The following is a 24980-nucleotide window of genomic DNA, read 5'->3' as shown; positions in this document are numbered from 1 at the left end:
GGGCTCTCCTCCAGCACCGCCTTGACCGCATGTCATCAAGACGTTACCTGGCGAAGTCGGCCCCGGGCGTATCGAATATTGCTCAGTGTTCAAGTGATCAGTTGGTTTGTTTCCGCGAACCATTTGATCGTGTGCCGCAGCCCTTCGGCGGGCGCGGTCTCCGGCGCCCAGCCGAGTTCCGCCTTGGCCAGGCCGATGTCCGGGCAGCGCCGTCGCGGGTCGTCCTCGGCGGCCTCGATGTACTCGATCTCCGACTGGCTGCCGGTGAGCCGCAGGACCTCTTCGGCGATCTCCAGCACGGTCAGTTCGTGCGGGTTGCCGATGTTCACCGGTCCCGGGTGGCCGCTGGCGGCCAGCGCGAGCAGGCCGGTCACGGTGTCGTCCACGTAGCAGATCGACCGCGTCTGCTGCCCCGTGCCGGCCACGGTCAGCGGTTCACCACGCAGAGCCTGGGTGACGAACGCGGGGATCATCCGGCCGTCGCCCGCCCGCATGTTCGGGCCGTAGGTGTTGAAGATGCGGGCGATGGCGGTGTTCGAGCCCCACTCCCGCCGCGCGGCCGCCGTGTACGCCTCGGCGTAGCGCTTGGCCTCGTCGTAGACGCTGCGCGGGCCGATCGGGTTGACGTTGCCCCAGTAGTCCTCGCGCTGCGGGTGCCGCTCGGGGTCGCCGTAGACCTCGCTGGTCGAGGCGAGCAGGAAGCGCGCGTCGTGGCGGCGGGCCACATCGAGCGCCCACGCGGTCCCGGCGGAACCGACGGCCAGCGTCTCGAACGGCAACCGCAGGTAGTCGCGCGGTGAGGCCGGGCACGCCAGGTGCAGGACCAGGTCGAACTCACCGGGCGGCTCGCCGGGCGACGCGGACACGTCCGCCTCCACCAGGCTGAAGCCCGGGGTTTCCAGGAGCTCCCGGAGGTTCTCGCGGACGCCGGTGGCGAAGTTGTCCACGCAGACCACCTGCGTGCCGCGGGACAGCAGGCGCGCGCAGACGTGCGAACCGACGAAGCCGGCCCCACCGGTCACCAGTGCCCGGGTGAAGTTCCAGTCCATACCGGGGGTGTACCCGGCGATCATCCGGGTATGCGGGGGCCATGCGTGTTCTGCTCACCGGCTGGCCCAGTTTCCTCGACGGCGAAGCGACCGCGGGGGACGTGCTGAGCCTCCGCGCCGTCCGCACCGCGCTGACCTCGGCCGGGATCGACAGCGAAACGGCATGGAGCCCGGCGTTCCAGCCCGGCGCGCTGCGGCTGGAGGACGCCGACCCGGCGCGGTACACGCACGTGGTCTTCGCCTGCGGCCCCGCGCACGGCGAGCAGGTCCGGCGGCTGCACGAGCGGTTCCCGGACTGCGGGCGCATCGCCGTCGGGGTCTCGGTGATCGATCCGGCCGATCCGGCGGTCACCGGCTTCCACCAGGTGCTCGCCCGCGACGAGCCCGGCGGCGCCCGGCCGGACCTCGCGTGGTCCGCGAGCACCAGCCACACCCCGGTCATCGGCGTGGCACTGGCGCCCGGCCAGCGCGAGTACGGCGAGAAACGGCGGCACGACGCGGTGCACGAGTCGCTCGGGAAGTGGCTCAACACCCTCGACTGCGCCCGCCTGCCGGTGGACACCCGGCTCGACACCCGTGACTGGCGCAACTGCGCCACCCCCGACCAGTTCGCCTCGCTGCTGGGCCGGTTGGACGCGCTGGTCACCACCCGGCTGCACGGGCTGGTGTTCGGCCTGCGTGCCGGGATCCCGGTGCTCGCGGTAGACCCGGTCGACGGCGGCGGGAAGGTCTCCGCCCAGGCCAGGGCGCTGGGCTGGCCCGCGCTGGTGGACGCCGCGTCCGCGGTCGCACCCGGTGCCTTCGACCGCTGGTGGTCCTGGTGCCTTTCCGAGGGCGGCCGGGCCCGCGCGGCCGGACACGAGCGCCCACCCGGAGAACCCCTGCTCGCCGAACTCGTCGCCGGGTTGAAAGGCACTCGATGAAGACGACGGTGGTGATCGCGACCCGCAACCGGGCCGACGAGCTGGCGAACACGCTGCGGGAACTGTCCGCGTTGCGCCCCCAGCCGCCGGTGATCGTGGTGGACAACGGCTCCACCGACCACACCGCGGCCGTGGCCAAGGCGGGCGGCGCCCAGTTGATCAGCCTGCCGGAGAACCTGGGCGCCACCGCGCGCAACCTCGGCGTCGAAGCCGCGCGCACGCCGTACGTCGCGTTCAGCGACGACGACTCCTGGTGGGCGCCGGACGCGCTGGTCAAGGCCGAGCTGTTGTTCGACCGCCACGCGCGGCTCGGCCTGATCGCCGCGAAAACACTGGTGGGGCCGGAAAACCGGCCGGACCCGGTGATCGAGCTGATGGCGGGCAGCCCGCTCGGGCGGGACGCGGGCACGCCCGGCCCGGCCGTGCTCGGCTTCCTCGCCTGCTCGGCGATCGTCCGCAAGCAGGCCTATGTGGACTGCGGCGGATTCGACCCGCTGCTGCACTTCGGCGCGGAGGAGAAGCTGCTGTCCTACGACCTCGCCGCCCGCGGCTGGCAACTCTGCTACATCGAGGACATCGTGGCGCACCACCACCCGTCGCCGGTACGCCTGCCCGCCGCGCGCAGGCAACGGCTGGAGGCACGCAACAACCTGCTCATCGCCTGGCTCAGGCGCGCGCCGAAGGACATCGTCACCGCCACGTTCTCGGCGCCACCCCGGGCGCTGGCCGGTGCCGTGCGCCGGTTGCCGCGCGTGCTGCGGCAACGACGGCGCCTGCCACGGACGGTGGAAGCGCGGGTCCGGCTCCTGGAAGGAAGCGCATGAAGACCACGGTCGTGATCATCACCAGGGACCGCCGCGGGGAACTGCTGCACACTTTGGACCACATGACCGCCTTGCCGGACGCGGCGCCGATCATCGTGGTGGACAACGGATCCAGCGACGGCACCGCTGACGCGGTCCGCGAGCGCCACCCGGAAGTCGAGCTGATCCGCGCCGAACGCAACCTCGGCGCGCTCGGCCGCAACCTCGCGGTCAGCCGGGTCACCACGCCGTACGTCGCGTTCTGCGACGACGACACCCGCTGGCAACCGGGTGCGCTGACCAGGGCGGCGGAGTTGCTGGACGCGCACCCCGGGCTGGCTTCGGTGACCGGCCGCTGCCTGGTGGAACCCCACCTCACCGAGGACCCGATCACGCCGGAACTGCGCTACTCGCCCGTGCGCGGCCCGGATTGGCTGCCGGGACCGGCCCTGCTCGGCGTGATGGCGGGGTTGTCGATGTTCCGGGTGAGCGCCTTCGAAGAGGTCGGCGGGTTCTCGCGGCAGATGTGGTTCGGCGGCGAGGAGGAACTGCTCGCCTTGGACCTCGCGGCGGCGGGCTGGTGGATGTGCTGGGCCGAGGACGTCGTCATCCACCACGCCCCGTCGAAGGCCCGTGATCCGAGGCGGCGGCGGCAACTGGGCATCCGGAATACATTGTGGACGCTGTGGCTGCGCCGGCCCGTGCGCAGTGCCTGGCGCCGTTCGGTGGACGTGATCGGTTCCGCGCCGCGGGACCGGTTCACCGCTGTCGCCGTGGCCGAAGCGGTGCGCGGGTTGCCCTGGGTGCTCCGGTCGCGCCGGGTGGTGCCCGAAATGGTGGAAGCCGGTCTGCTCGAATTGGAGCAATCGCAGCGGAATTCCGTTGCACGGCGTTATGTCGGCTGAATGGCCTGGGTGAGGCCCTCGTTTTGGTTTCCGGACGCCAGGGTATCGCTGGAATATGGCGATCGATATTTTTGTGCTGGGACTGGACGAAGCGAACGAGCGCACCCTGCGGAGGATTCCGGGTGCGGAGGACTACCGCTTCCACGGCGTGCTGACCATCGAGGACATCCAGCACGGCGAAATCCCGATCGAGGACCTGCTGGAGAAGGCGCAACGGGAGCTGGACGCGTTCGACGGCGAGATCGGGGCCATCATCGGCTACTGGGACTTCCCGGTGAGCACGATGGTGCCCATCCTGTGCAAGCGCTACGGCCTGCCGTCCGCGCCGCTGGAAGCCATCGTCAAGTGCGAGCACAAGTACTGGTCCCGGCTGGAACAGGCCAAGGTGATCGACGAGTACCCCGAGTTCGCGATCGTGGACCTGGCGGGCGAACCGGAGAAGCCGGAGAAGATCGACTACCCGCTGTGGCTCAAACCGGTGAAGTCGTTCAGTTCGGAGCTGGCTTTCCACGTCGGCGACGAGCAGGAGTTCACCGCGGCGGTCAAGGAGATCCGCGAGGGCATCAGCCGGGTGGGCAAGCCGTTCCAGTTCGTGATGGACCAGCTGGACCTACCGCCCGAGATCGCGGAGATCGGCGGCGAGGCGTGCCTGGCCGAAGCGGCGCTGACCGGCGTGCAGGCGGCCGTGGAGGGCTACGTCTACCAGGGCGAGGTCGTGGTTTACGGCGTGCTCGACTCGATCAACTACCCGGGCACCACCTCGTTCCTGCGGCACCAGTACCCCTCGCAGCTGCCCGACGAGGCGCAGGCGCGGATGACCGAAATCGCCCAGCGGGTGATGAAGCAGGTCGGCCTGGACCACGGCACCTTCAGCATCGAGTACTTCGTGCACCCCGAGAGCAGCCAGGTTTCCGTGCTGGAGATCAACCCGCGGCACTCGCAGTCCCACGCCGAGGTCTTCGAGGACGTGGACGGCGTGCCGAACCACTACCGCGTGGTGCAGCTCGGCCTCGGCAAGGACCCGGCCCGGCCGCCGCGCCGCGGCGAGTGGGCGATCGCGGCCAAGTGGTACCACCGCCGGTTCGAGGACGGCGTGGTCGAGCGCGTGCCCACCGACGAGGAGATCGCCGAGATCGAGCGGAAGATCCCGGGCGTGCAGATCCAGCTCGTCGTCGAGGAGGGCCAGCGGCTCTCGGACCTGCCCGCCCAGGACAGCTACAGCTTCGAGCTCGCCGACATGATGATCGGCGCGGCCAGCGAGAAGGAGATGGAGGAGAAGTTCGACGCGGCGGTCGACGCCCTCCAGTTCCGCTTCTCGGCCTGACCGGGGTGCTCAGCGCCGCACGATGTGCACGATCCGCCGCGTGGCGTCCCGTGCCTCGGCGAGCGTGGTGAGCATCCACGCGTGGAACATGCCCTCGTACTCCCAGTACTCCAGGTCGATGCCGCGCCCGGCGGTGACGTCACGGAACCGCCGGGCGTCGGCGAGCAGGACGTCCCGGGTACCGATGAACAGGCTGAGCCTGCCCAGGCCGGTGAGCTTGCCGTTGACCGGGCTCAGCCAGGGGTCGTCGAGGGGGAGGCCGCCCGCGTACAGGTGGGCGGCCTCCAGCAGGCCGGGGACGCTGAGGTACGGGTCCACCCGGTCGAGTGCGGGCTCGGCCGGGTCGGTCATGGTGGCGTCGAGCCAGGGGGAGAGCAGCACGATCTCCTTGGGCTGGTCCGCGCCGTGTTCGCGGAGCTGTTCGGCGAGCACCAGCGACAGCGCGCCGCCGGCGGAGTCACCCATCAGGATCCGGCTGTGCGGCTCGGTGTCGCCGAGCACGCGGTCGTGGATCCGGCGGACCAGCGGCACGGTTTCGGCGCAGGTGGAGCCGGGGGCGAGCGGGTAGACCGGCACGGTCACCGCGCCGCCGGTCTCCAGCGCCAGCCGCCGGGTGAACTCCCAGTGGTCCCGCTGGATCTCGTGGACGTAGGCGCCGCCGTGGCAGTACAGGACGTGCTTGGCGCTGGTCAGGGCCTGGGGGCGGATGGTGTAGCAGGCCGTTCCGTCCACGTCGGTGCGGGTGACGCGGGTGCCGCGGTAGATCAGCGAGGGTGGTTCCTCGTGGTCGTGGCGGCGCCCGCTGTCCACGCTTTCGCGGAGTTTCTCCGGGTCGGCGTACACCTGCTTGCGGCGCATCAGCCACATCGCGGTGATCAGGGCCCTGGCTCGGATGCTCGGTGCGGAACGCATACCGGTGCTTACCCAACCGGGGGAACGGGTATGCCCGGACGGTCAGGTCCGCCTGGTCTTGGGGCGGTGGCTGGTGTCGCAGAACGGGAACCGGCGGCTTCGGCGGCAGGCGCACAACGCGACCACGAACCGGTCCGACCGCGTGGTGGTGCCGTCGGGCAGTTCGACCTCCACCGGTCCTTCGACCAGCATCGGGCCGCCGGGCACCACGCGCACCCGGCGTGCGTCGGGTTCTGTGGTCATGAGTTTTCCCTTCGTTTCAGCAGCCGGACGACCGCGCGTTCCAGTGTTTCCCGGCGGGCCTCGTCGTCGAGGTCACGGGCTCGCCGCACCGCCCGTTCGATGGTTTCGCCCTCTTCGAACGCCTGGACCAAACGCGGATCGACGTAGGAGGCCTTGGCCACCGCGGGCGTGTTGCCGAGGGCTTCGGCCACTTCCTTCATCACCGCGGTGACGGTGCGCTGCGACACCCGGTCGGCGTTGCGGCCGAACGCGGCGGCCGCCAGCACGGTGGCGTTCCAGGTGCGCAGGTCCTTGGCGGTGAATTCCTCGCCCGCCATCTCCTTGAACCGCTCGTTGATGTCCTCGGCGCGCACTTCGTGCCAGTTCGCCCGGCCGTTGCGGTAGACCAGCAGCCGGTCGCTGCCGGAGTCGTTGCGCCGCAACGCTTTCACCGACTTCGCCAGCAGTGCGTCCCGGACCGAGACCGCACGGTGGGCGCCGCCTTTCGCGGTGTAGCTGAACCGCAGTTCCTCACCGCTGAGCCGGACGTGCCCGCGCAGCAGCGTCGCCACGCCGTGCGTGCCGTTCTCCTCCGCGTACTCCTCACCGCCGGTGCGGAAGATGCCGCGGTCGAGCAGGCGCAGCGCGGTACCCAGCACCCGTTCCCGCCCGAGCCCGGCCGTGCCCAGGTCGGCGGTGACCGCCTGCCGCCAGCGCGGCAGCCGCCGGGCCAGGTCGAGGACGCGGTCGTGCTTCTCCTCGTCCCGCTCGCGCCGCCACTGCTCGTGGTAGAGGTACTGGCGGCGCCCGGCGTCGTCGACGCCGACGGCCTGGATGTGCCCGTCGCAGTCGGGGCAGATCCACACCTCCCGCCACGCGGGCGGGATGACCAGGCCCTTGATCCTCGCCAGGGCTTCGGGATCGGCGAGCTTCTCCCCGTCCGGGGTCAGGTAGCCGAACCCGCGTCCCCGCCGGACCCGCCGGATGCCCGGTCCCTGGACATCGCTTCGGATCAGCAACGTCCACTCCCTGCACTGAACCGGTGATCTTGACCGGCCACGGGTACCCCGCGAAGGGCGCCGCACACACGGTTCACGATCTCGTGTTTAGGTGACTTCGGGCGGGCAACTACTTAGACCATGAAAGTGCTCGCCTGGCATGTGCACGGCTCCTGGATGAACGCGTTCGTCCGGGGTCAGCACACCTACCTCCTGCCGAAACTGGCCGAAGGGGGCCCGTGGGGGCTCGGACGGGCAGGCCGCCCGTGGCCGGACAACGTCCTCGACGTGGGCGCCGACGAACTCGGCGACATCGAGGTCGACATCGTGGTGCTCCAGCGGCCGGAGGAGATCGACCGCGCCGAGAAGCTGCTGGGCCGGCGGCCGGGCCGGGACGTGCCCGCGGTGTTCGTCGAGCACAACACCCCGCTCGGGGACGTACCGGACACCAGGCACCCGCTGGCCGGGCAGAGCGCCATCCCGATCGTCCACGTCACCCACTTCAACCAGCTGGTGTGGGACTCCGGCGACGCGCCGGTGATGGTGATCCCGCACGGCGTGCCCGATCCCGGCGAGCTGTACACCGGCACCGAGGAACGCGCGGCCGTGGTGATCAACGAGCCGATCCGCCGGGGCAGGCGCACCGGCACCGACCTGCTGCCGGCGTTCTGCCGCGCGGCGCCGGTCGACGTGTTCGGCATGGGGCTGGACGGGCTGAACGAGCACACCGGCGTGGCCGGGGACCGGCTGCGCCCGATCGGTGACCTGCCGCTCGGCGACCTGCACCGGGAACTGGCCCGGCGACGGCTCTACCTGCACACCGCGCGGTGGACCTCGCTCGGGTTGTCCCTGCTCGAAGCCATGACCCTGGGGATGCCGGTGGTCGCGCTGGCGACCACCGAGGCGGCGGTGACCGTGCCGAAGGAGGCCGGTCTCGTGGCCACCGACGTCGGCGCGCTGACCACGATGATCCGCCGGTTGATCGAAGACCCCGAACTGGCCCGGTCGACCGGGAAAGCCGCGCGCGAACACGCGCTGGCGGCCCACGGCCTCGAAGCGTTCCTGCACAACTGGGACACGCTCTTCGGCCGGGTGATGGCATGAACGAATTCGCTGGAGGTAGCCGATGAGGATCGCGATGGTCTCGGAGCACGCCAATCCGTTGGCGGCACTGGGCGGGGTGGACGCCGGCGGGCAGAACCTGCACGTGGCCGAGCTTTCGGCGGCGCTGGCCAGGGCGGGCCATCGGGTGACGGTCTACACGCGGCGCGACGATAGGGACCAGCCGGACGAAGTGGTCACCCCGAGCGGGGTGGCGGTGCGCCACATCACCGCCGGGCCGGAGAAGCCGGTGCCGAAGGACGATCTGCTGCCGTACATGAACGACTTCGCGCTGCGCCTGGAACAGGACTGGCTGGCCGAGCCGCCGGAGGTGGTGCACGCGCACTTCTGGATGTCCGGGCTGGCTTCGGTGCTGGCGGCCAAGTCCGCCGGAGTGCCAGTGGTTCAGACCTTTCACGCGCTCGGCGTGGTGAAGCGGCGGCACCAGGGTGAGGCGGACACCAGCCCGCCCGATCGCGTGCGCATCGAGCGCATGGTGGGCAAGCACGCCGCGCGGATCGCCGCGACCTGTTCGGACGAGGTCTTCGAGCTGATCCGGATGGGCGTGCCCCGTTCGGCGATCTCGGTGGTGCCGTGCGGAGTGGACCTGGAACGGTTCACCCCCACCGGCCCCGCGGAGGAGAAGGGTGCACCGCATCGACTGGTGGCGGTGGGCAGATTGGTGCCCCGCAAGGGTTTCTCCACCGCGATCGCCGCGCTGCGCGCCATCCCGGACACCGAGCTGGTGATCGCCGGCGGTTCCGACGACCACAACGAAGAAGCCAACCGCCTGCGCTGGTTCGCCCAGCGCATGGGCGTGGCCGACCGGGTGCACCTGCGTGGCGCGGTTTCCCGCGACGAAATGCCCGCCTTGATGCGCTCGGCGGACCTGGTGCTCTGCACGCCGTGGTACGAGCCGTTCGGCATCGTGCCGCTCGAAGCCATGGCCTGCGGTGTCCCGGTGGTGGCCTCCGCGGTCGGCGGGCTGACCGACACGGTGGTGGACGGGTTCACCGGTGCACTGGTGCCACCACGGCAGCCGGGACCGCTGGCGGCCAAGATCCGTGAGCTGCTGGCGGATCCGGTGACCCGGGAGGCCTACGGCGCCGCGGGCACCGATCGGGCCTCCGCCCGGTATTCGTGGGACCGCATCGCCGCGGACACGCTCCGGGTGTATTCGAACGTGCTGTCCGCCAGTGCCCCCGCCGCCATGCTGGCGGGTTCGGACAACTGATTCCCCGCGTTCACCCAGCAGGGCCGGTCCGCCCCCGGTGGACCGGCCCTGCCCTGCGTTTCCCGGGAGAGTCGCTTCAAGCAGTAGCCGACTGACCGCCCGGACAGCGAGAAGGCGCAGGAAATCGTTTGAGAGTCGCTTCAGCGGGTAGCGATACAGAGAGAGATGCCAGCGATTCACTGGAGGTGACCGGGTGCGGATACTCGGGATCAACGCCGTGTTCCACGACCCCGCGGCGGCACTCGTGGTCGATGGCAAGGTGGTGGCCGCGGCGGAGGAGGAACGGTTCAGCCGTCGCAAGCACGGCAAGCGGCCGGTGCCCTTCGCCGCTTGGGAACTACCGGAACAGGCCGCGCGCTGGTGCCTGGAGCAGGCCGGGATCGACGAGTCCGAACTGGACGCGGTCGGCTACTCCTACGACCCCTCGATGGTGGACCACAGCCTGGGCGGGCTCGACCCCTCGTGGGAGGAACTGCGCACCACCTATGCGCAGCGGGCCCCGAAGTTCCTCAAAACCGTGCTGCCCGGCCTGGATCCGAACATCGTCCGTTTCGTCCGTCACCACGTCGCCCACGCGGCCTCGACCGGACTCGCGGCGCCGTTCGGGGATTCGGCGGTACTGGTCGCCGATGGCCGCGGGGAGAACATCTCCTACCTTGCCGGTGAATACCGCGACGGCAAGCTGGTGGAGTGGGCCACCCAGCAACTGCCGCACTCGCTCGGCCTGCTCTACGAGGACCTGACCGAGCACCTCGGCTTCGCCCGATCCAGTGACGAGTACAAGGTGATGGCACTGGCCTCCTACGGCACCCCGCGCTTCGAGCCGGAGTTCCGCGAACTGGTGCACACCACCGGTGACGGCGGTTTCCGCACCGAGCCGGTGGACTGGGAATCATTCGCGCCCCGGCGTACCGGCGAGTTCGAGCAGGTGCACGCCGACCTGGCCTCCACTGTCCAAAAGCGACTCGAAGACGTCCTGCTGGAACTGGCGAGCTGGCTGCACGACCAGACCGGGCAGACCCGGCTCACGCTGGCGGGCGGCATCGCGCTCAACTGCGTGGCGAACAGCCGCCTGTACACCGAAAGCCCGTTCGAGGACATCTGGGTGCAACCGGCCTCCGGTGACTCGGGCACCGCGCTCGGCGCGGCGCTGCACCTGGCCGCGGAGGCGGGGGAGCGGCTGGAACCCATGTCCGGCGCGGATCTCGGCCGCGGCTGGAGTGACAGTGAGTTGCAGGACTGGCTCGACCGCGCCGGGGTCAAGTACGAGCGCCCTGACGACGTGGCCGAAGCGGTGGCCGAAGCACTGGCCGACGACCGGATCGTCGCGTGGTTCCAGGGCCGGGCCGAGTTCGGGCCGCGAGCGCTGGGCCACCGGTCGCTGATGGCGCACCCCGGGCACAAGGCGAACCTGGAGCGGCTCAACGACGTCAAGGGGCGCGAGCAGTTCCGCCCGGTCGCGCCGATGGTGCTGGCCGAGCGCGCCGGGGAGATCTTCAGCGGCGGCCCGCTGCCGAGCCCGTACATGCTCTTCGTGCACCAGGTCGCGCCGGAGTGGGCGGAGCGGCTGCCCGCGGTGACCCACGTGGACGGCACGGCCCGCATCCAGACCGTCGACGCGGCGGAGAAACCGTTGCTGGCCAGGATGCTGGCCTCCTTCGCCGAGCGGACCGGCTTGCCGGTGGTGGTCAACACCAGCTTGAACACCGCGGGACGGCCGATGGTCGACGATCCGCGGGACGCGCTGGAGTGCTTCGGCTCCAGTCCGGTGGACCTGCTCGCGATCGGCCCGTTCGTGGTGCGGAGGGCGGTATGACCGCCTACACCGTGGTGATCCCGACCGTCGGGCGCCCCGCGCTGCGGACCCTCCTCAGCGGACTGGACCACGGTGACGGCCCGGCGCCCGCGGAGATCATCGTGGTCGACGACCGGCCCGGCGGCGAGGAACTGGACCTGCCCGGTCTGCGGTTGCCCGTCCGGGTGCTGCGCAGCGGCGGGCGCGGTCCGGCGGGGGCGCGGAACCTGGGCTGGCAGGCCGCGAGCACCGAGTGGGTCGCCTTCCTCGACGACGATGTGCGCGTGCCCGCCGACTGGCGCCGCCTGCTCGTCGAAGACCTGCGTCCGGAGATCGACGCCTCGCAGGGCCGGATCCAGGTGCCGTTGCCGCCGGATCGCCGTCCCACCGATGACGAGCGCGGCACCGCGGGCCTCGCCACCGCCCGGTGGATCACCGCGGACATGGCTTACCGCCGTGAAGTGCTGATCGCCATCGGCGGCTTCGACGAGCGGTTCCCCCGTGCATTCCGCGAAGACGCCGACCTCGCCCTGCGGGCCGAACACGCGGGCTACCGGCTGGAACGCGGCCAGCGCGTCACCATCCACCCCGCCCGCCAGGCCGACTTCTTCGCCAGTGTCCGCGCGCAACGCGGGAACGCCGACAACGCCTTGATGCGCGCCAAGTTCGGCCGCGACTGGCGCAAGGACACCGGTGAGGGCCCCGGCAGGCTGGGCAAGCACGCGCTGACCACCGCGCTCGCCGCCGCGACGCTCGGCCTCGCCGGGACCGGGCGGTGGCGGTGGGCCAGGTTCACCGCCGGTGCCTGGCTGGGCCTGACCGCGGATTTCGCCCTGCGCCGGATCCTGCCGGGCCCGCGCACCCCCGGCGAGATCGCGCGGATGCTGGTGACCAGCGTGCTCATCCCGCCGGTCGCCTGCGCGCACCGGCTGGCCGGAGAGGTCCGCGTCCGCGCGGATCGCGGACCGGCCGCCGTCCTGTTCGACCGCGACGACACGCTGATCACCGACGTGCCCTACCTGGCCGACGCCGATCAGGTCAAACCCATGCCGGGGGTCGAAGAAGCGTTGCGGCGCCTGCGTTCCCGCGGGGTGCGGGTGGGCGTGGTCAGCAACCAGTCCGGCGTGGCACACGGGCTGATCACCCCGGAGCAGCTGGCCGAGGTGAACGCCAAAGTGGACGAACTGCTCGGCCCGTTCGACACCTGGCAGGTCTGCGTGCACCGCGACGCGGACAGCTGCTCCTGCCGCAAACCCCAGCCGGGCCTGGTGGAACAGGCCGCGCAGGACCTGGGGGTGCCGGTGGCGCAGTGCGTGGTGATCGGCGACATCGGCTCCGACGTGCAGGCCGCGCTCGCCGCCGGAGCGCAGGCGATCCTCGTGCCCACCGAGAAGACCAAGCCCGAGGAGATCGAGCACGCGCGCCGGTACGCCCGGGTCGCGGACACCGTGGACGACGCCGTCGCGCTGGCCTTCGCGGGGAGTCGTCCGTGAGCGGGCGCGTGCTCGTGGTCCGGTCGGACAACCTCGGCGACGTCCTGCTCGCCGGGCCCGCCGTCCGTGCCGTGGCCGCCGAGGCCGATGAGGTGACGTTCCTGGCCGGACCGCGTGGTCGCGCCGCCGCCGAGTTGCTGCCCGGTGTGGACCGGGTACTCGAGTGGTGCGCGCCGTGGATCGACCCGGAACCACCCGCGATCACCGCGGCGGACATGACGGCCTTCCGCGACCGCATCCGCGAGGTGCGCGCGGACCGGGCCCTGATCTTCACCTCGTTCCACCAGTCGCCGTTGCCGATGGCGCTGGCGCTGCGGGAGGCAGGCGTCGGGTGGATCGGCGCGATCAGCGAGGACTACCCGGGCGCCCTGCTCGATCTTCGCCACCGCATCGAGGGTGACGGCGAAGGTGACGGCGAGGGTGACGGTGACATCCCCGAACCCGAGCGCGCCCTGTCACTGGCCGAGGCCGCCGGTTTCCGCCTGCCGCCCGGTGACGACGGCAAGCTGGCGATCACCGGTCCGCTGCCCGACGTGTCCGACCTGGTCGGCGAACCCGGGTACGTCGTGGTCCACCCGGCCGCGACGGCGCCCGCCCGCGAATGGGGCGTGGACCAGTACGCCGCGGCCGTGCGGCTGCTGGTCGAACACGGCTACCGCGTGGTCGTCACCGGAGGACCCGCGGACGCCGAGCTGACGCGGCGGATCACCTGCCCCGGCGCGCTGGACCTCACCGGCCGGACCGACCTGCGCGGCCTCGCCGCCGTGCTCGCCGGCGCCGCGGTGGTGGTCGCGCCCAACACCGGGCCCGCCCACCTCGCCGCCGCGGTGCGCACGCCGGTGGTCTCGCTGTTCGCGCCGGTCGTACCCGCCGCGAGGTGGGCGCCCTACGGCGTGCCGGTGGTGCTGCTCGGCGACCAGGCGGCGGCCTGCCGGGGCAGCCGGGCGCGGCACTGCCCGATCGACGGGCACCCGTGCCTGAACCGGGTGGACGCGGAAGAGGTGCTCGACGCGGTGCGGCGGTTGCGGGAAGCGGCGGAGGCCAACGAGTTGGAGCACACGGGAGGTGCAGCGTGATCACGGAACATTTCACGGCGCTCAGTGAAGCGCTGGGGCGGCTGAACGCGGCGGCCCCGAAGATCGACCGGTGGGGGCGGCACCTCGCCACGGTGCTCGGCTCCGGCGGCAGACTGCTGGCCGCGGGCAACGGCGGCAGCGCGGCGGAGGCCCAGCACCTCACCGGCGAGCTGGTCGGCAAGTACCTGCACGACCGGCGGCCGTTCTCGGCCATCGCGCTGCACGCCGACACCTCGGCGGGCACGGCGATCGTCAACGACTACGGCGAGCAGGAGCTGTTCGCCCGGCAGGTGCAGGCACACGGCCGTCCCGGCGACGTGCTGGTGCTGCTGTCCACCAGCGGCCGCAGCCAGAACGTCTGCGCCGCGGCCAAGACCGCGCACGACGAGGGCCTGACCACCTGGGCGCTGACCGGCCCGCTGCCCAACAGCCTCGCCGCGCTGTGCGACGACGCCATCGCGGTGGAGGCCGAATCCACCGCGACCGTGCAGGAAGCCCACCTGGCGATCGTGCACACGCTGTGCGCCGCCTTCGACCGGGCCATCGGCGTGGAAGGCATGGTCGCGTGACCCGCGGCCCACTGGTCGTCGTCGGCGACACCCTGCTCGACATCGACGTGGACGGCACCGCCGACCGGCTGTGCCCGGAAGCGCCGGTGCCGGTGGTGGACGTGGTGCGTGAATGGCACCGCGCCGGCGGTGCCGGCCTGGCCGCCAAGCTCGCCGCGCGGTCCACCTCGGAGGTCGTGCTGCTCACCGCGCTCGGCGACGACGAAGCGGGGGAGCGGCTGCAAGCGTTGCTGCGCAACGAGGTCGAGGTGCTCGCGCTGCCGCTGGACGGCGGCACGCCGAGCAAGAAGCGGATCCGCGCGGGTGGTCAGCCGATCACCCGGCTCGACGAGGGCGACGGGCGGCTGATCGATCTCCGCTCGCACCGCGGGCTCGCCGACCTGCTGCGCAGCGCCTCGGGCGTGCTGGTCGCCGACTACGGCCGCGGGGTCGCGAGCAACGGCTTCATCCGCCGTCAGCTCGCCGAAGCCGCGCGCCGGGTGCCGGTGGTGTGGGATCCGCACCCGCGCGGCTCGCAGCCCGTGCGCGGGTGCCGGCTGGCCACGCCCAACGACAGCGAAGCCGTGCGGTTCGCCGGTGAGAAGCGGCCGCCCGACGAACTGGCGCGGACCCTGCGCGTGGCGTGGGCCGCCGAGGCCGTCGCGGTGACGCTCGGCGCGGACGGTGCGGTGCTGGCCGATGGCCAGCAGACCCGGATGGCCGTGGTGCCCGACGGGTGCCGTGTGTCCGCCGCGGTGCGCCCCGACACCTGCGGTGCGGGAGACCGGTTCTCCAGCGCGGCCGCGGCGGCGCTCTACGACGGCGCGAGCACCGCCGAAGCCGTGGACCTCGCGGTCGAAGCCGCGGCCAGGTTCGTGGCGGCGGGTGCGGCCAGTTCGCTCTCGGAGACCCCACCCGCGCTCCCGGCGCCGAGGGCGGGCGACCCGTCGGCCTTCGCGCTGGCGGCGAAGGTCAAGGCGCGCGGCGGCAGGCTGGTCGCCACCGGCGGCTGCTTCGACCTGCTGCACCCGGGTCACCTGACCTTGCTGGAGCAGGCCCGCGCGATGGGCGACGCGCTCGTCGTCTGCCTCAATTCCGACGAATCCGTCCGGCGGCTCAAGGGCGAGACCCGGCCGATCCTGTCCGCGCCCGACCGGGCGCGGCTGCTGAACGGGCTGGCCGCGGTGGACGCGGTGGTGGTGTTCGACGAACAGACCCCGGAACGGCTGCTCGACCGGCTCGCGCCGGACGTGTGGGTCAAGGGCGGGGACTACGCCGAAGCGGACCTGCCCGAAGCCCCGGTGGTCCGGCGGCACGGCGGTGAGGTCGTGCTGGTCCCGGTGCTCGACGGCTACTCGACCACGCGACTGGTCACCCGATGAGGAGGAGGACCATGACAGAACTGGGCAACGTGCTGATCTCCGGCGGTGCGTCCGGGCTCGGTGCCGCCACCGTGGCGGCCGTGCGGGAGGCGGGCGGCAGGCCGCTCGTGCTCGACCGCAACGCACCCGCCGCCGACGTGCCGTACGTCCAGGTCGACGTCACCGACACCGAAGCCACCACGCGGGCGGTGCAGCAGCTGGCCGAGGAGGCGGGCGGGCTCGACGCGGTGTTCACCGCGGCGGGCATGGACATCCCCGGCACGCTGGACTCGGTGCCCGCGGACACCTGGGAGAACGTGGTCCGGGTCAACCTGTTCGGCACCGCCGCGGTGGTGCGGGCGGCGCTGCCGCACCTGGAACGCTCGGGCGGCACGGTGGTCACCGTCGCCTCGACGCTGGGCATCAAGGCGGTCAGCGACGCCACGGCCTACTGCGCGGCGAAGTTCGGCGTGGTCGGCTTCACCAGGGCGCTGGCCGCGGAACTGGCCGGCCGGGTCGGCGTGACCCTGCTGGTGCCGGGCGGCATGCACACCGCCTTCTTCGACACCCGCGAGGACCGGTACAAGCCACCGGCCGACGCCAAGCTGAACCGGCCGGAGGACGTGGCGCGGACCGTGGTGTTCGCGCTCAGCCAGCCCACCGGTTCGCAGGTGCGGGAACTCGTGGTCTGCTCGGACGAAGAGTCCTCCTGGCCATGAGCGGAATCCTCGTCCTGCGCGCGCTCGGGCTCGGTGACCTGCTGGTCGCCGTGCCCGCGCTGCGCGGGCTGCGCCGGGCGTTCCCGGACGAGCGGATCACGCTGGCCGCGCCCGAGCCGCTCCGCGAACTGGTCCCACTGCTCGACGCGGTGGACGACCTGGTCCCGGTTCCCGGTCTCGGTGCCCTGAAGGCGCCGGAAGAACGGCCGACGCTGCTGGTCAACCTGCACGGCAGCGGGCCGGAAAGCCTGGCCGACCTCGCCGCGGTGGCCGGTGAATCGCCGGTGATGACCCACGCGCACCCCGACTTCCCGCGGTATCGAGGTCCACAGTGGACCGAGGAACTGCCGGAACGGGAGCGCTGGTGCCGGTTGCTGTCCTACTACGGGATCGACGCCGATCCGGGCGAGCTGCGGATCGGCCGCCCGGCCGAATCGAGCCCGGTACCCGGCGCGGTGGTGGTCCACCCCGGTGCGGCCTTCCCGGCCCGCCGCTGGCCACCGGCCCGCTTTTCCACCGTGGCCAGGGAACTGGCGGCCGCCGGGCACCGGGTGGTGATCACCGGTTCGGCGGCCGAACGGGATCTCGCCCGTGAGGTGGCCGCCGGCGCCGGGCTCGGTGAGGGCGCGGTCTTCGCCGGGCGGACCGGTCTGCGCGCGCTCACCGCGCTGATCGCCGACGCGGCACTGGTGGTCTGCGGGGACACCGGCGTGGCGCACCTGGCGTCCGCCTGCGGGACCGCCTCGGTGCTGTTGTTCGGGCCGACCGCACCCGCGCGCTGGGGACCGCCCGACCAGGAGCGGCACATCGTGCTGTGGGCGGGCACCACCGGCAACCCGTTCGCCGACCGCCCGGACCCCGGGCTGCTGAAGATCGAGGTACCCGACGTGCTGTCCGCGACGCGGCAGGCACTGGGAGGGAAACGCGATGGCTGAGCTTTCTCTCGGCGTGGTCGGTGCCGGTTACGTCGGCCTGACGACCGCCGTCTGCCTGGCGCACCTCGGGCACCGGGTGTGCTGCGCCGACATCGATGAGTCCAAGGTGGACGCACTACGCCGCGGCGAGGTGCCGATCAGCGAACCGCGGCTGCCGGAACTGCTCGCCGAAGGGCTGCGCACCGAGCGCCTGCGGTTCACCACCGAGATCGCCGGACTCCGGGACGCCGACGTGGTCTTCGTCTGCGTGGCGACCCCGATGGGGGAGCGCGGCCGAGCCGATCTGCGGGCACTGGAGTCGGTGCTGCGCGAACTCGGCGGGCTGCTGCGCCCCGGCACCGTGCTGGTGCTGAAGTCGACGGTCCCGGTGGGCACCACGGCCCGCGTGCCCGAGCTGACCGGGCGCGACGACCTCCCGGCGGTGAGCAATCCGGAGTTCCTCCGCGAGGGCTTCGCCGTGCGGGACTTCCTGGAGCCGGACCGGATCGTGATCGGCGGGGACGCGGGCGCGGACCGGGTGGAGGCGCTGTACTCGGCGTTCGACGCGCCGGTCCTGCGCACCGATCCGGCGAGCGCGGAACTGGGCAAGTACGCCAGCAACGCCTTCCTCGCGGTGAAGTTGTCCTACGCCAACGAACTGGCCGAGCTGTGCGAGCAGGTCGGCGCCGACGTGCGGCAGGTGACCAGGACGATGGGCCTTGACGACCGGATCGGCCCGGCGTTCCTGCGCCCCGGCCCCGGCTGGGGCGGCTCCTGCCTGCCCAAGGACGTCGCCGCGCTGCGCCGGTCCGCGCGTGACCGCGGCCTGCGGTTCGGCCTGCTGAGCGCGGCCGAGCGCACGAACGCCGTGCAGCACGAGCGCGTGGTCCACAAGATCCAGGAGGTGCTGACCGGCTCGCCCTACGGCTCACCCGCCGGCCAGCGGATCGGCCTGCTCGGCCTGACCTTCAAGGCGGGCACCGACGATCTGCGCGATTCACCCGCGCTGGCCATCGCCGCCCGGCTCGCCGCGCGTGGCGCGGTGCTCACCGGCTACGACCCCGCGGTGCCCGCGGCCAAGGGCGGCTCGATCCCGGACGTGCACGTGGTCGACGACCCGCTGCTGGTCGCCAAGGACGCCGCGGTACTGGTGGTGCTCACCGAATGGCCCGACTTCCGCGACCTCGACTGGGCGCAACTGGCCCAGCTCACCGACCGGGCCGCCGTGGTGGACACCCGCAACCTGCTCGACGCCGACGCACTGGCCCGGCACGGGTTCACGTGCCGGGGCATCGGCATCCCGACCCGATGAGGAGGCACCCCATGCCCGAAACCGCCGCGACGATCGCCACCGCGAGGCAGGCGCAGCGAGCCTGGGCCGCGACGCCCGCCGCCGAACGCGGCGCGGCGCTCCGGCAGGCGGGTGCCGCGCTGCGAGCGCGGGTCGGCGAACTCGCCAAGGCCAACGAAACCGACACCGGGCGCCTCGAAGCCGAGGCCGCCGAGGGCGTGCTCGCGGGCGCGGGCACGCTGGAGCAGTACGCCGAACTCGGTCCGGTCCACCGGGGTGCCACCCTGCGCGGGGACATCTCGGCGACCGACTTCATGGTGCCCGAGCCACGCGGCGTGGTGGTCGCGCTGACGCCGTGGAACGACCCGGTCGCGGTCGCCTGCGGCCTCATCGGCGCGGCGCTGGTCACCGGGAACACGGTGGTGCACAAGCCGAGCGAGCGGTCGCCGATGACCGGCGCGCTGCTCGGCGAGATCCTCGCCGAATGCCTGCCGGACGGTGTGCTGCAGACCGTGCCCGGCGACGGCCTGGTCGGGGCGGAACTGGCCGGGCACCGCGGGGTGGACCTGGTCGCGCACGTCGGCAGCGTGGAGGCGGGCCGGGCGATCGCGCTGGCCTGCGCCCGCACCGGGGCCAAGGCGCTGCTGGAGAACGGCGGCAACGACCCGCTGGTCGTCGACGGGGATGTGGACCCGGCCTGGGCGGCCGGGCAGGCCGCGCTGGGTGCCTTCGCCAACTCGGGCCAGATCTGCGTCTCGGTGGAACGGATCTACGTGCACCAGGAGGTGGCCGAGGAGTTCGTGGCGGCACTGGCGGTGGAGGCCCGCACGCGCGGACTGCTGCCGCTGGTGGACAACCGGCAGCGGGACAAGGTCGACGCGCACGTCCGCGACGCGGTGGCCAACGGCGCCCAGCTGCTCGTCGGCGGCGACGCGCCGGCCGGACCGCAGTACCCGGCGACCGTGCTCACCGGCTGCACCGCCGACCTGCTGGTGATGCGGGAGGAGACCTTCGGGCCGGTCGCGCCGGTGCAGGTGGTGCGCGACTTCGACGAGGGCATGGCGGAGGCGGCCACCGGCGAGTACGGGCTCGCGGCCACCGTGCTGACCCGCTCGATGGCGAACGCGCAGCGGGCGTGGCGGGAACTGCCCGCGGGCACGGTGAAGGTGAACTCGGTGTTCGGCGGTGCCCCGGGCGGCGCGGCCGAGCCGAGGGGCGTCAGCGGCAGCGGTTTCGGCTACGGCCCGGAACTGCTCGACGAGATGACCCAGATGAAGGTGGTGCACCTGGAACCCGCGCCCTGACCCCGGACCGGTTGCCCGCGTCATTAGGGTGGGCCCCATGGCGTCGATCAAACAGTTCCAGGTCACCTTCGACTGCGCCGATCCCGACCGCCTCGCCCGGTTCTGGTGCGAGGTGCTCGGGTACGAGCCATCGCCGTCGGAGGGCCCGGCGTCGGCCTGCGTCGACCCCTCGGGCGTGGGACCACGGCTGTACTTCCAGCGCGTGCCCGAGGGCAAGGTCGTCAAGAACCGGGTGCACCTGTGCGTGCGGGTGGGCACCGGCCTCGTGGGTGCCGAGCGGCTCGCCGCCCTCGAAGCCGAGTCCGCGCGACTGACCGCACTCGGCGCGGTCCAGGAGCGCGTGCTGTACGCCGACGAGGAAAACGAGTCGTGCATCGTCATGCAGGACATCGAGGGCAACGAGTTCTGCTTGGACTGAGGGCCGCTCAGGCGCGGGGGGACAGCGCGACCACCGGGATGACGCGGCTGGTGCCCTCCTGGTACTTGGCGAACCCGGGGTACAGCTCGGCTTGACGGGCGTACAGCTCGTCGCGCTCGGTGCCGGTCATTTCCTCGGCGCGCACGGCGAACCTGTCCGTGCCGACCTCGATTTCGGTGTCCGGCTTCGCCCTGAGGTTGTGGTACCAGGCGGGGTGCTGGTCGGCGCCGCCGTTCGAGGCGAACACCAGGTACCGGCTGTCGTCAGCCAGGTACATCAGCGGGCTGATCTGCGCGCGGCCGCTGCGGGCGCCGACGTGGTGCAGCAGCAGGAGCGGAGCGCCCGCGAACGGACCGCCGACGCGGCCTTCGTTCTGGCGGAACTCCTCGATCACCTGCGTGTTGAAGTCGCTCATCGTGCTGTCTCCTCGGTGGGTTGCCTGTCCGAACAGGTAAACCGTCGCCGTTATTCCGGCTAACCTGGGCGGATGGAGCACACCGCGGTGCCCACGGCGGCGGGAACGGTCAGCCACGCGATCTTCCGTGTCGCCCGGCTGCACCGCATGCTGGCCGGACAGCTACTCCGGAAGGTGGGCCTGCACCCGGGCCAGGAGCTGCTGATGATGCACCTGTGGGCCGCGGGGCCGCAGCGCCAGGTCGACCTGATCGCGGTGCTCGGCTCGGACTCGGCCACCATGACGCGCACCGTGCAGCGGCTCGAACGCGCGGGCTTCGTCCGGCGGCGGCCGAGCCAGGACGACCGGCGTGTGGTGGTGATCGAACCGACCGCGGCCAGCCAGGCGTTGCGGGCGCAGGTCGAGGACATCTGGACCCGGTTGGAGGAGGCGACGGTCCGCGGTCTCGACGACGAGGAACGTGCCGAAACCCTGCGTGTCCTGCGGCGGCTGGAGGCCGGGCTGACGGGCGCCGCAGATCCTTGACCGCGCCGGTCCCGCCCGGAAAGCTGAGTGTGTCCGACGGACCACCGACAGCGAAGGCCGCCATGCTGAGAAAAGCGCTCGTCCTGCTGTTGACGCTGGCCGGCTTCGCGGTCGCCACCCCGGCCGTGGCCGACTCCGGGCGGGCCACGGTGCTCGAGGAACGCCTGCTCGGTGACCGGCTGGTCGAGCTGGTCGTCCGGTCCCCGGCGCTGGACGCCGACGTCGGCGTGCGCCTGCTGCTGCCGAAGGACTTCGATGTCGAACCGGGCAAGCGCTGGCCGACGCTCTACCTGCTGCACGGCTGCTGCTCGGCTGCCGAAGGGCACGTCGAATGGACCACCTACAGCGACGTGGCCGAGTACACCGAGGACCTCGGCGCGCTGATCGTCATGCCGGAAGCCGGTGACGTCGGCTTCTACTCGGACTGGCTGTCCGGACCGGCGTGGGAGACCTTCCACCTCACCGAACTGCGGCGGCTGCTGGAGCAGCGCTACCGCTCCGGCCACGAGCGCACGGTGGCGGGACTGTCCATGGGCGGCTTCGGCGCGTTGTCCTACGCGGGGCGGCACCCGGGCCTGTTCAAGGCGGCGGCGTCCTACAGCGGCCTGGTGCACACCACCCACCAGGGTGAGCCGACCACTTCCGGTATCCAGGCACTGATCGCCGCCTATGGCGAGGATCCGCTCAAGTTGTGGGGCGACCCCGTCGCGCAGGCGCGGGTCTGGGCCGCGCACAACCCATACGACCTGGCACGGCGCCTGCGTGGACTGCCGGTGTTCATCGCCTCGGGCGACGGTCAGCCGGGTCCGCTCGATCCGCCGGGCACCGCGTTCGACCCGACCGAACAAGTGCTGGGCGCCCAGTCGGTCGCGACAGCCGCGCGGTTGAAGCAGGCCGGGGCGAAGGTGACGACCTGCCTGTACGGGCCGGGCACGCACACGTGGCCGTACTGGGAACGAGAACTGCACCGGTCGCTGCCGATGCTGGCCAAGGCGATGGGCGCGTCGTTCACCCCGCCGGAGTCGCTGCCCGCCGCCTGCTGAGGTTCTGGGTTCTTATGCGGTGACCGAGTGCTCCCGGCTGGCGGCGTCGAGGGCGGCGCGCAGTTCGGTGATCTCGGCCACGGAGAGCTCCAGCCGGGTGGTGCACGGGCCGCGCTGGCCGTCCGGCGGGCTGGTCAGCTCGATGCTGGAGCCGTCGTCACGTGCCCGGAGACGGATGCGCCCGCCGCAGGCGAGTTCCATGGTGACGGCGGATTCGTCCCGCTGGGGCTTGAGCCGGTTGAGCAACCACGTTCTGATCACGAACGCTGACTACCCCGCGCGGCCGGCGGGAAAACGCGCCTTCTCCAGTGGATCCAGCCGATGCCCGCGAGGCCGAAGAGTCCCCACAGCAGCAGGGCCGCGCTGCCGCCCACCACGCCGACGACCAGCATCAGCACCACGGTGAGGTCGGTGAGGGTGAGGATCAGCCGCCACCGCTTCGCCTGGGTGGCGTGACCGGCGCGGAGCTTGGCGGCGAGTTGGGGGTCGTCCTCGCTGAGGCTCTGCTCGATCTGCCAGAGCGCGTGGTGGTCGGGCTGGGTCACGGTGGCCTCCTCATTCCCCGGACTGCGGGTCGGTGTCGTCGTGCGGGTCGTCCGAGGTGCCCTGCTCACCGCGGATGACTTCTTTTTCCTTGTCCTCGTCCTCGTTCTTCCGCTCACGGGTCACGACGCGCTCCTTCGGGTGGTCGGTAGACACGGATTTCCCCGCTCAGCGGGATCCATGCGTCGCCCTGGTGCGAAAACCCCGGTCGGGGCACCACCCGATCGGGGGCAGATCCGGTGATCCACCCGTGTCCGGGTACGCCACCCGTGGCCGATGACGAGGGAGAGTGGTGGAGATGAACGTGCTGTGGTGGGGGCTCGCCGGACTCGGCGGCCTGCTCGGACTGGTGGGCCTGGCCGGATTGGCCCGCCGCACGGAACGCCCGCGACGACGCGAGGGTGACCCGCTGGCGGCCTATCCGTTCGCGAAGGAACGCTGCACGCCCAACGCGGACAACGCGCACACGCCGTTGATGCTGCCCAAGATCACCCCGGAGCAGGCGGGTTTGACCAGGCCGCCCGCGGAGAGGACGCCGCCGGTGGCCGGGGTCTTCGAAGGCAGCCTGGACGGGCACGCCAGCCAGACCGAGCCGTTGCGCCAGGTGGACATGCCCGAAGGCGTCCGCGTCCCGGCGGAGCCGGACGTCCCCGCCCCCAACCCCGAACGGGTGAATCCCGAACCGGCCGCAGGCAAGCTCATCCCCACCGAGCCGATCCCCGAAATGGACATGCCACTCAGCGCCGCGGCGCAGCACCCGGAAACGCTGCTCCAACCGGAACTCGCCACGGAGGGCAGGCACCGGCTGGACAGCCCACTCGTTGCACCCTCCACCCCGATGGCTGCTGAGGCACCGTCGGAGGCCGAGACTCCCGGGCGCTCAGCCGCACCGATGGGTTCTGAGGTCCCTATGGGCACTGCTGCGGCAATGGGTTCCGAGATCCCTGGGGGCGCTGCTGCGCCGATCGGTCCCGAGGTTCCCGCGGGCACTGCCGCACCGATGGACGCTGCCGTTGCTGGAGGCGCTGCTGCGCCGATGGGTTCTGAGATTACTGCGGGCGCTGCTGCGCCGATGGAGGCTGCCGTTCCTGCGGAGCCTGTCTCGCCGATGGAGGCTAACGCCCCTGCCGGGCCTGTCGCGCCAATGGACAGCGAAGCCCCAGCGCGGCCAGCCGCGCCGATGGACACTGGAGTGCCCGCGTGGGCTGCCGCGCCGATGGGTGCCGAAAGTCCTGCGGGGGCCGCCGTGCCAATGGGCCCTGAGGTGCCAGCGCGGACGTCCGCGCCAGCGGAGCCCGAGGTTCCCGCTGAGCCGATGGGGGGCGAGGGCCCTGCATGGTCTGCCCCGCCGATGGAGGCCGAGCAACCCGCGTGGGCCACCGAGCCTGTCGAGGCTTCCGGACGGTTCGATGCTCCCGTTCACGACGAGGCCTCGCCGTCGATGGAGCACGAAGTTCCAGCGCGAACTGCCGCGGGGGCCGAGCCTCCGCGCCAATTCGACGAGCCCGCTTATGCCGATGCGCCTGCTCGAGCTGAGTTCCCGGAGCAGACTGCCGAGCCCACCTACGACGAAGCTCCGGAGTGGACCACCGCTACGACGGGTCGGCTTGACGCGCCTGGATCAGTGGAGCCCGAAGCCCCGGGCCGATTCGACGAACCTGCCTATGCCGAGGTGCCGGAGTGGGCTGCCGAGCCTGTTTATGCGGACCTTTCGGAGCGGACCGCAGCGCCGGAAGCGCCGAGTCGAGTCGATGAGTTCGGTTATGCCGAGATGCCGGAACAGGGACCGGCTCAGGTAGCCGATGAGGTTCCGGGCCGGAGGGATGCCTACGCCCAAACCGCGACTTCCGGGCAGAGTGAGGGGCCGGGATGGGCTGACGCTCCGATGTGGAGTGAGGCTCCGGCTGAGGAGGCACCGTTGGAGCCGGAGGCGTCCAGGCGTATCGATGCGCTCATCGAATCCGAGACGCCAACTCGGGACGAGATGCCGGAGTCGGACTACGCGCCCATGCAGCCCGAAGGCTCGGAGTGGGGTAGCGCGCCCGCTCAGGCATCGGAGCGAGC

At 71.8% G+C, this 24980-nt stretch carries 26 protein-coding genes; 18 read left to right on the top strand and 8 right to left on the bottom strand.

Translation table 11 applies throughout. The features are described 5' to 3' along the window. Positions 1-89: 89 nt before the first annotated feature. Positions 90-1073, bottom strand: a complete 984-nt coding sequence (locus L3Q67_RS36550; protein ID WP_499185983.1) for a Rossmann-fold NAD(P)-binding domain-containing protein — start codon at positions 1071-1073, stop codon at positions 90-92. A 17-nt stretch (positions 1074-1090) separates the two neighbouring features. Between L3Q67_RS36550 and L3Q67_RS36545 the strand changes: the two genes are divergently transcribed. Genes L3Q67_RS36545 through L3Q67_RS36530 form a run of 4 tightly spaced genes read left to right on the top strand, consistent with a single transcriptional unit; the run spans position 1091 to position 5004 of the window. Continuing rightward, positions 1091-1972 (top strand): glycosyltransferase family protein, encoded by an 882-nt coding sequence (locus tag L3Q67_RS36545; RefSeq protein WP_499185982.1) that lies wholly within the window; start codon positions 1091-1093, stop codon positions 1970-1972. Beyond that, positions 1969-2796 carry a glycosyltransferase family 2 protein gene (locus tag L3Q67_RS36540; RefSeq protein WP_499185981.1) on the top strand — a complete coding sequence of 276 codons (828 nt, stop codon included), beginning with the start codon at positions 1969-1971 and terminating at the stop codon, positions 2794-2796. The genes L3Q67_RS36545 and L3Q67_RS36540 overlap by 4 nt, the downstream gene beginning before the upstream one ends. Further along, positions 2793-3680 (top strand): glycosyltransferase family 2 protein, encoded by an 888-nt coding sequence (locus L3Q67_RS36535; protein WP_499185980.1) that lies wholly within the window; start codon positions 2793-2795, stop codon positions 3678-3680. Before L3Q67_RS36540 ends, L3Q67_RS36535 begins: the two co-directional genes overlap by 4 nt. Before the next feature lie 55 nt (positions 3681-3735). Next, a complete protein-coding gene (locus tag L3Q67_RS36530; RefSeq protein WP_499185979.1) occupies positions 3736-5004 on the top strand; it encodes an ATP-grasp domain-containing protein in 1269 nt (422 codons plus the stop codon). 9 nt (positions 5005-5013) lie between these two features. On the opposite strand, the gene L3Q67_RS36525 is transcribed toward L3Q67_RS36530, so the two are convergent. The 3 genes from L3Q67_RS36525 to L3Q67_RS36515 are packed head-to-tail and all read right to left on the bottom strand — an operon-like array spanning position 5014 to position 7157. After that, positions 5014-5916: an alpha/beta hydrolase family protein gene (locus tag L3Q67_RS36525; protein WP_499185978.1), complete on the bottom strand. Its 903-nt coding sequence runs from the start codon at positions 5914-5916 to the stop codon at positions 5014-5016. A gap of 42 nt (positions 5917-5958) precedes the next feature. Further along, positions 5959-6159: a CDGSH iron-sulfur domain-containing protein gene (locus L3Q67_RS36520; RefSeq protein ID WP_499185977.1), complete on the bottom strand. Its 201-nt coding sequence runs from the start codon at positions 6157-6159 to the stop codon at positions 5959-5961. Then, complete coding sequence (locus tag L3Q67_RS36515; RefSeq protein ID WP_499185976.1) at positions 6156-7157, bottom strand: DNA topoisomerase IB; 1002 nt, start codon at positions 7155-7157, stop codon at positions 6156-6158. Before L3Q67_RS36515 ends, L3Q67_RS36520 begins: the two co-directional genes overlap by 4 nt. Before the next feature lie 120 nt (positions 7158-7277). Between L3Q67_RS36515 and L3Q67_RS36510 the strand changes: the two genes are divergently transcribed. From L3Q67_RS36510 to L3Q67_RS36455, 12 genes are all read left to right on the top strand, one after another. Next, on the top strand, positions 7278-8240 hold the full coding sequence (locus L3Q67_RS36510) for a glycosyltransferase (RefSeq protein ID WP_499185975.1): 963 nt from the start codon (positions 7278-7280) through the stop codon (positions 8238-8240). Between the two features lie 22 nt (positions 8241-8262). Next, positions 8263-9471, top strand: coding sequence for a glycosyltransferase family protein (locus L3Q67_RS36505; RefSeq protein WP_499185974.1), 1209 nt, complete (start codon positions 8263-8265; stop codon positions 9469-9471). Positions 9472-9664: 193 nt separating this feature from the next. Beyond that, complete coding sequence (locus L3Q67_RS36500) at positions 9665-11287, top strand: carbamoyltransferase family protein (RefSeq protein WP_499185973.1); 1623 nt, start codon at positions 9665-9667, stop codon at positions 11285-11287. After that, positions 11284-12759 (top strand): HAD-IIIA family hydrolase, encoded by a 1476-nt coding sequence (locus L3Q67_RS36495; protein WP_499185972.1) that lies wholly within the window; start codon positions 11284-11286, stop codon positions 12757-12759. Before L3Q67_RS36500 ends, L3Q67_RS36495 begins: the two co-directional genes overlap by 4 nt. Further along, a complete protein-coding gene (locus tag L3Q67_RS36490) occupies positions 12756-13835 on the top strand; it encodes a glycosyltransferase family 9 protein (RefSeq protein ID WP_499185971.1) in 1080 nt (359 codons plus the stop codon). Before L3Q67_RS36495 ends, L3Q67_RS36490 begins: the two co-directional genes overlap by 4 nt. Beyond that, a complete protein-coding gene (locus L3Q67_RS36485; RefSeq protein ID WP_209666551.1) occupies positions 13832-14404 on the top strand; it encodes a D-sedoheptulose-7-phosphate isomerase in 573 nt (190 codons plus the stop codon). Before L3Q67_RS36490 ends, L3Q67_RS36485 begins: the two co-directional genes overlap by 4 nt. Then, a complete protein-coding gene (gene rfaE2 / locus L3Q67_RS36480) occupies positions 14401-15765 on the top strand; it encodes a D-glycero-beta-D-manno-heptose 1-phosphate adenylyltransferase (protein WP_499185970.1) in 1365 nt (454 codons plus the stop codon). The genes L3Q67_RS36485 and rfaE2 overlap by 4 nt, the downstream gene beginning before the upstream one ends. Positions 15766-15776: 11 nt before the next feature. Then, positions 15777-16463 (top strand): SDR family oxidoreductase, encoded by a 687-nt coding sequence (locus tag L3Q67_RS36475; RefSeq protein WP_499185969.1) that lies wholly within the window; start codon positions 15777-15779, stop codon positions 16461-16463. Next, on the top strand, positions 16460-17398 hold the full coding sequence (locus L3Q67_RS36470; protein ID WP_499185968.1) for a glycosyltransferase family 9 protein: 939 nt from the start codon (positions 16460-16462) through the stop codon (positions 17396-17398). Before L3Q67_RS36475 ends, L3Q67_RS36470 begins: the two co-directional genes overlap by 4 nt. Then, positions 17391-18689: a UDP-glucose dehydrogenase family protein gene (locus L3Q67_RS36465; RefSeq protein WP_499185967.1), complete on the top strand. Its 1299-nt coding sequence runs from the start codon at positions 17391-17393 to the stop codon at positions 18687-18689. Before L3Q67_RS36470 ends, L3Q67_RS36465 begins: the two co-directional genes overlap by 8 nt. An 11-nt stretch (positions 18690-18700) precedes the next feature. Next, positions 18701-19972, top strand: coding sequence for an aldehyde dehydrogenase family protein (locus L3Q67_RS36460; RefSeq protein ID WP_499185966.1), 1272 nt, complete (start codon positions 18701-18703; stop codon positions 19970-19972). A gap of 37 nt (positions 19973-20009) precedes the next feature. Then, positions 20010-20390: a VOC family protein gene (locus tag L3Q67_RS36455; protein ID WP_499185965.1), complete on the top strand. Its 381-nt coding sequence runs from the start codon at positions 20010-20012 to the stop codon at positions 20388-20390. A gap of 7 nt (positions 20391-20397) precedes the next feature. On the opposite strand, the gene L3Q67_RS36450 is transcribed toward L3Q67_RS36455, so the two are convergent. After that, positions 20398-20805: a nitroreductase family deazaflavin-dependent oxidoreductase gene (locus L3Q67_RS36450; RefSeq protein ID WP_499185964.1), complete on the bottom strand. Its 408-nt coding sequence runs from the start codon at positions 20803-20805 to the stop codon at positions 20398-20400. A gap of 72 nt (positions 20806-20877) precedes the next feature. Here L3Q67_RS36450 and L3Q67_RS36445 point away from each other — a divergent pair, with 72 nt between their 5' ends. Continuing rightward, positions 20878-21330, top strand: a complete 453-nt coding sequence (locus tag L3Q67_RS36445) for a MarR family winged helix-turn-helix transcriptional regulator (protein WP_499185963.1) — start codon at positions 20878-20880, stop codon at positions 21328-21330. Between the two features lie 62 nt (positions 21331-21392). Continuing rightward, positions 21393-22373 carry an alpha/beta hydrolase gene (locus tag L3Q67_RS36440; RefSeq protein WP_499185962.1) on the top strand — a complete coding sequence of 327 codons (981 nt, stop codon included), beginning with the start codon at positions 21393-21395 and terminating at the stop codon, positions 22371-22373. 12 nt (positions 22374-22385) lie between these two features. Here L3Q67_RS36440 and L3Q67_RS36435 read toward each other — a convergent pair whose 3' ends face one another. From L3Q67_RS36435 to L3Q67_RS36425, 3 genes are all read right to left on the bottom strand, one after another. Beyond that, a complete protein-coding gene (locus L3Q67_RS36435; protein WP_499185961.1) occupies positions 22386-22634 on the bottom strand; it encodes a hypothetical protein in 249 nt (82 codons plus the stop codon). After that, entirely contained in the window at positions 22631-22918 is a 288-nt protein-coding gene (locus tag L3Q67_RS36430) for a DUF3040 domain-containing protein (protein ID WP_499185960.1), read from the bottom strand. The genes L3Q67_RS36435 and L3Q67_RS36430 overlap by 4 nt, the downstream gene beginning before the upstream one ends. A gap of 415 nt (positions 22919-23333) precedes the next feature. Next, the gene (locus tag L3Q67_RS36425; protein ID WP_499185959.1) at positions 23334-23648 is read right to left on the bottom strand and encodes a hypothetical protein; all 315 of its coding nucleotides are present in this window, start codon (positions 23646-23648) and stop codon (positions 23334-23336) included. Positions 23649-24980: the final 1332 nt, after the last annotated feature.

The sequence above is a fragment of the Saccharothrix sp. AJ9571 genome, from assembly GCF_021725495.1.
Taxonomy (GTDB): domain Bacteria; phylum Actinomycetota; class Actinomycetes; order Mycobacteriales; family Pseudonocardiaceae; genus Amycolatopsis; species Amycolatopsis magusensis.
Note: the sequence above shows the minus strand (reverse complement) of the source record. Positions and strands in the feature narration are given on the sequence as shown.

What these genes read in the sequence shown, in the direction of transcription:
- L3Q67_RS36550 (WP_499185983.1), bottom strand. Translation starts at nt 1,073, where the DNA reads ATGATCGCCGGGTACACCCCCGGTATGGACTGGAACTTCACCCGGGCA.
- L3Q67_RS36545 (WP_499185982.1), top strand. Translation starts at nt 1,091, where the DNA reads ATGCGTGTTCTGCTCACCGGCTGGCCCAGTTTCCTCGACGGCGAAGCG.
- L3Q67_RS36540 (WP_499185981.1), top strand. Translation starts at nt 1,969, where the DNA reads ATGAAGACGACGGTGGTGATCGCGACCCGCAACCGGGCCGACGAGCTG.
- L3Q67_RS36535 (WP_499185980.1), top strand. Translation starts at nt 2,793, where the DNA reads ATGAAGACCACGGTCGTGATCATCACCAGGGACCGCCGCGGGGAACTG.
- L3Q67_RS36530 (WP_499185979.1), top strand. Translation starts at nt 3,736, where the DNA reads ATGGCGATCGATATTTTTGTGCTGGGACTGGACGAAGCGAACGAGCGC.
- L3Q67_RS36525 (WP_499185978.1), bottom strand. Translation starts at nt 5,916, where the DNA reads ATGCGTTCCGCACCGAGCATCCGAGCCAGGGCCCTGATCACCGCGATG.
- L3Q67_RS36520 (WP_499185977.1), bottom strand. Translation starts at nt 6,159, where the DNA reads ATGACCACAGAACCCGACGCACGCCGGGTGCGCGTGGTGCCCGGCGGC.
- L3Q67_RS36510 (WP_499185975.1), top strand. Translation starts at nt 7,278, where the DNA reads ATGAAAGTGCTCGCCTGGCATGTGCACGGCTCCTGGATGAACGCGTTC.
- L3Q67_RS36505 (WP_499185974.1), top strand. Translation starts at nt 8,263, where the DNA reads ATGAGGATCGCGATGGTCTCGGAGCACGCCAATCCGTTGGCGGCACTG.
- L3Q67_RS36495 (WP_499185972.1), top strand. Translation starts at nt 11,284, where the DNA reads ATGACCGCCTACACCGTGGTGATCCCGACCGTCGGGCGCCCCGCGCTG.
- L3Q67_RS36475 (WP_499185969.1), top strand. Translation starts at nt 15,777, where the DNA reads ATGACAGAACTGGGCAACGTGCTGATCTCCGGCGGTGCGTCCGGGCTC.
- L3Q67_RS36470 (WP_499185968.1), top strand. Translation starts at nt 16,460, where the DNA reads ATGAGCGGAATCCTCGTCCTGCGCGCGCTCGGGCTCGGTGACCTGCTG.
- L3Q67_RS36465 (WP_499185967.1), top strand. Translation starts at nt 17,391, where the DNA reads ATGGCTGAGCTTTCTCTCGGCGTGGTCGGTGCCGGTTACGTCGGCCTG.
- L3Q67_RS36460 (WP_499185966.1), top strand. Translation starts at nt 18,701, where the DNA reads ATGCCCGAAACCGCCGCGACGATCGCCACCGCGAGGCAGGCGCAGCGA.
- L3Q67_RS36455 (WP_499185965.1), top strand. Translation starts at nt 20,010, where the DNA reads ATGGCGTCGATCAAACAGTTCCAGGTCACCTTCGACTGCGCCGATCCC.
- L3Q67_RS36450 (WP_499185964.1), bottom strand. Translation starts at nt 20,805, where the DNA reads ATGAGCGACTTCAACACGCAGGTGATCGAGGAGTTCCGCCAGAACGAA.
- L3Q67_RS36445 (WP_499185963.1), top strand. Translation starts at nt 20,878, where the DNA reads ATGGAGCACACCGCGGTGCCCACGGCGGCGGGAACGGTCAGCCACGCG.
- L3Q67_RS36440 (WP_499185962.1), top strand. Translation starts at nt 21,393, where the DNA reads ATGCTGAGAAAAGCGCTCGTCCTGCTGTTGACGCTGGCCGGCTTCGCG.
- L3Q67_RS36425 (WP_499185959.1), bottom strand. Translation starts at nt 23,648, where the DNA reads ATGTCCATTTCGGGGATCGGCTCGGTGGGGATGAGCTTGCCTGCGGCC.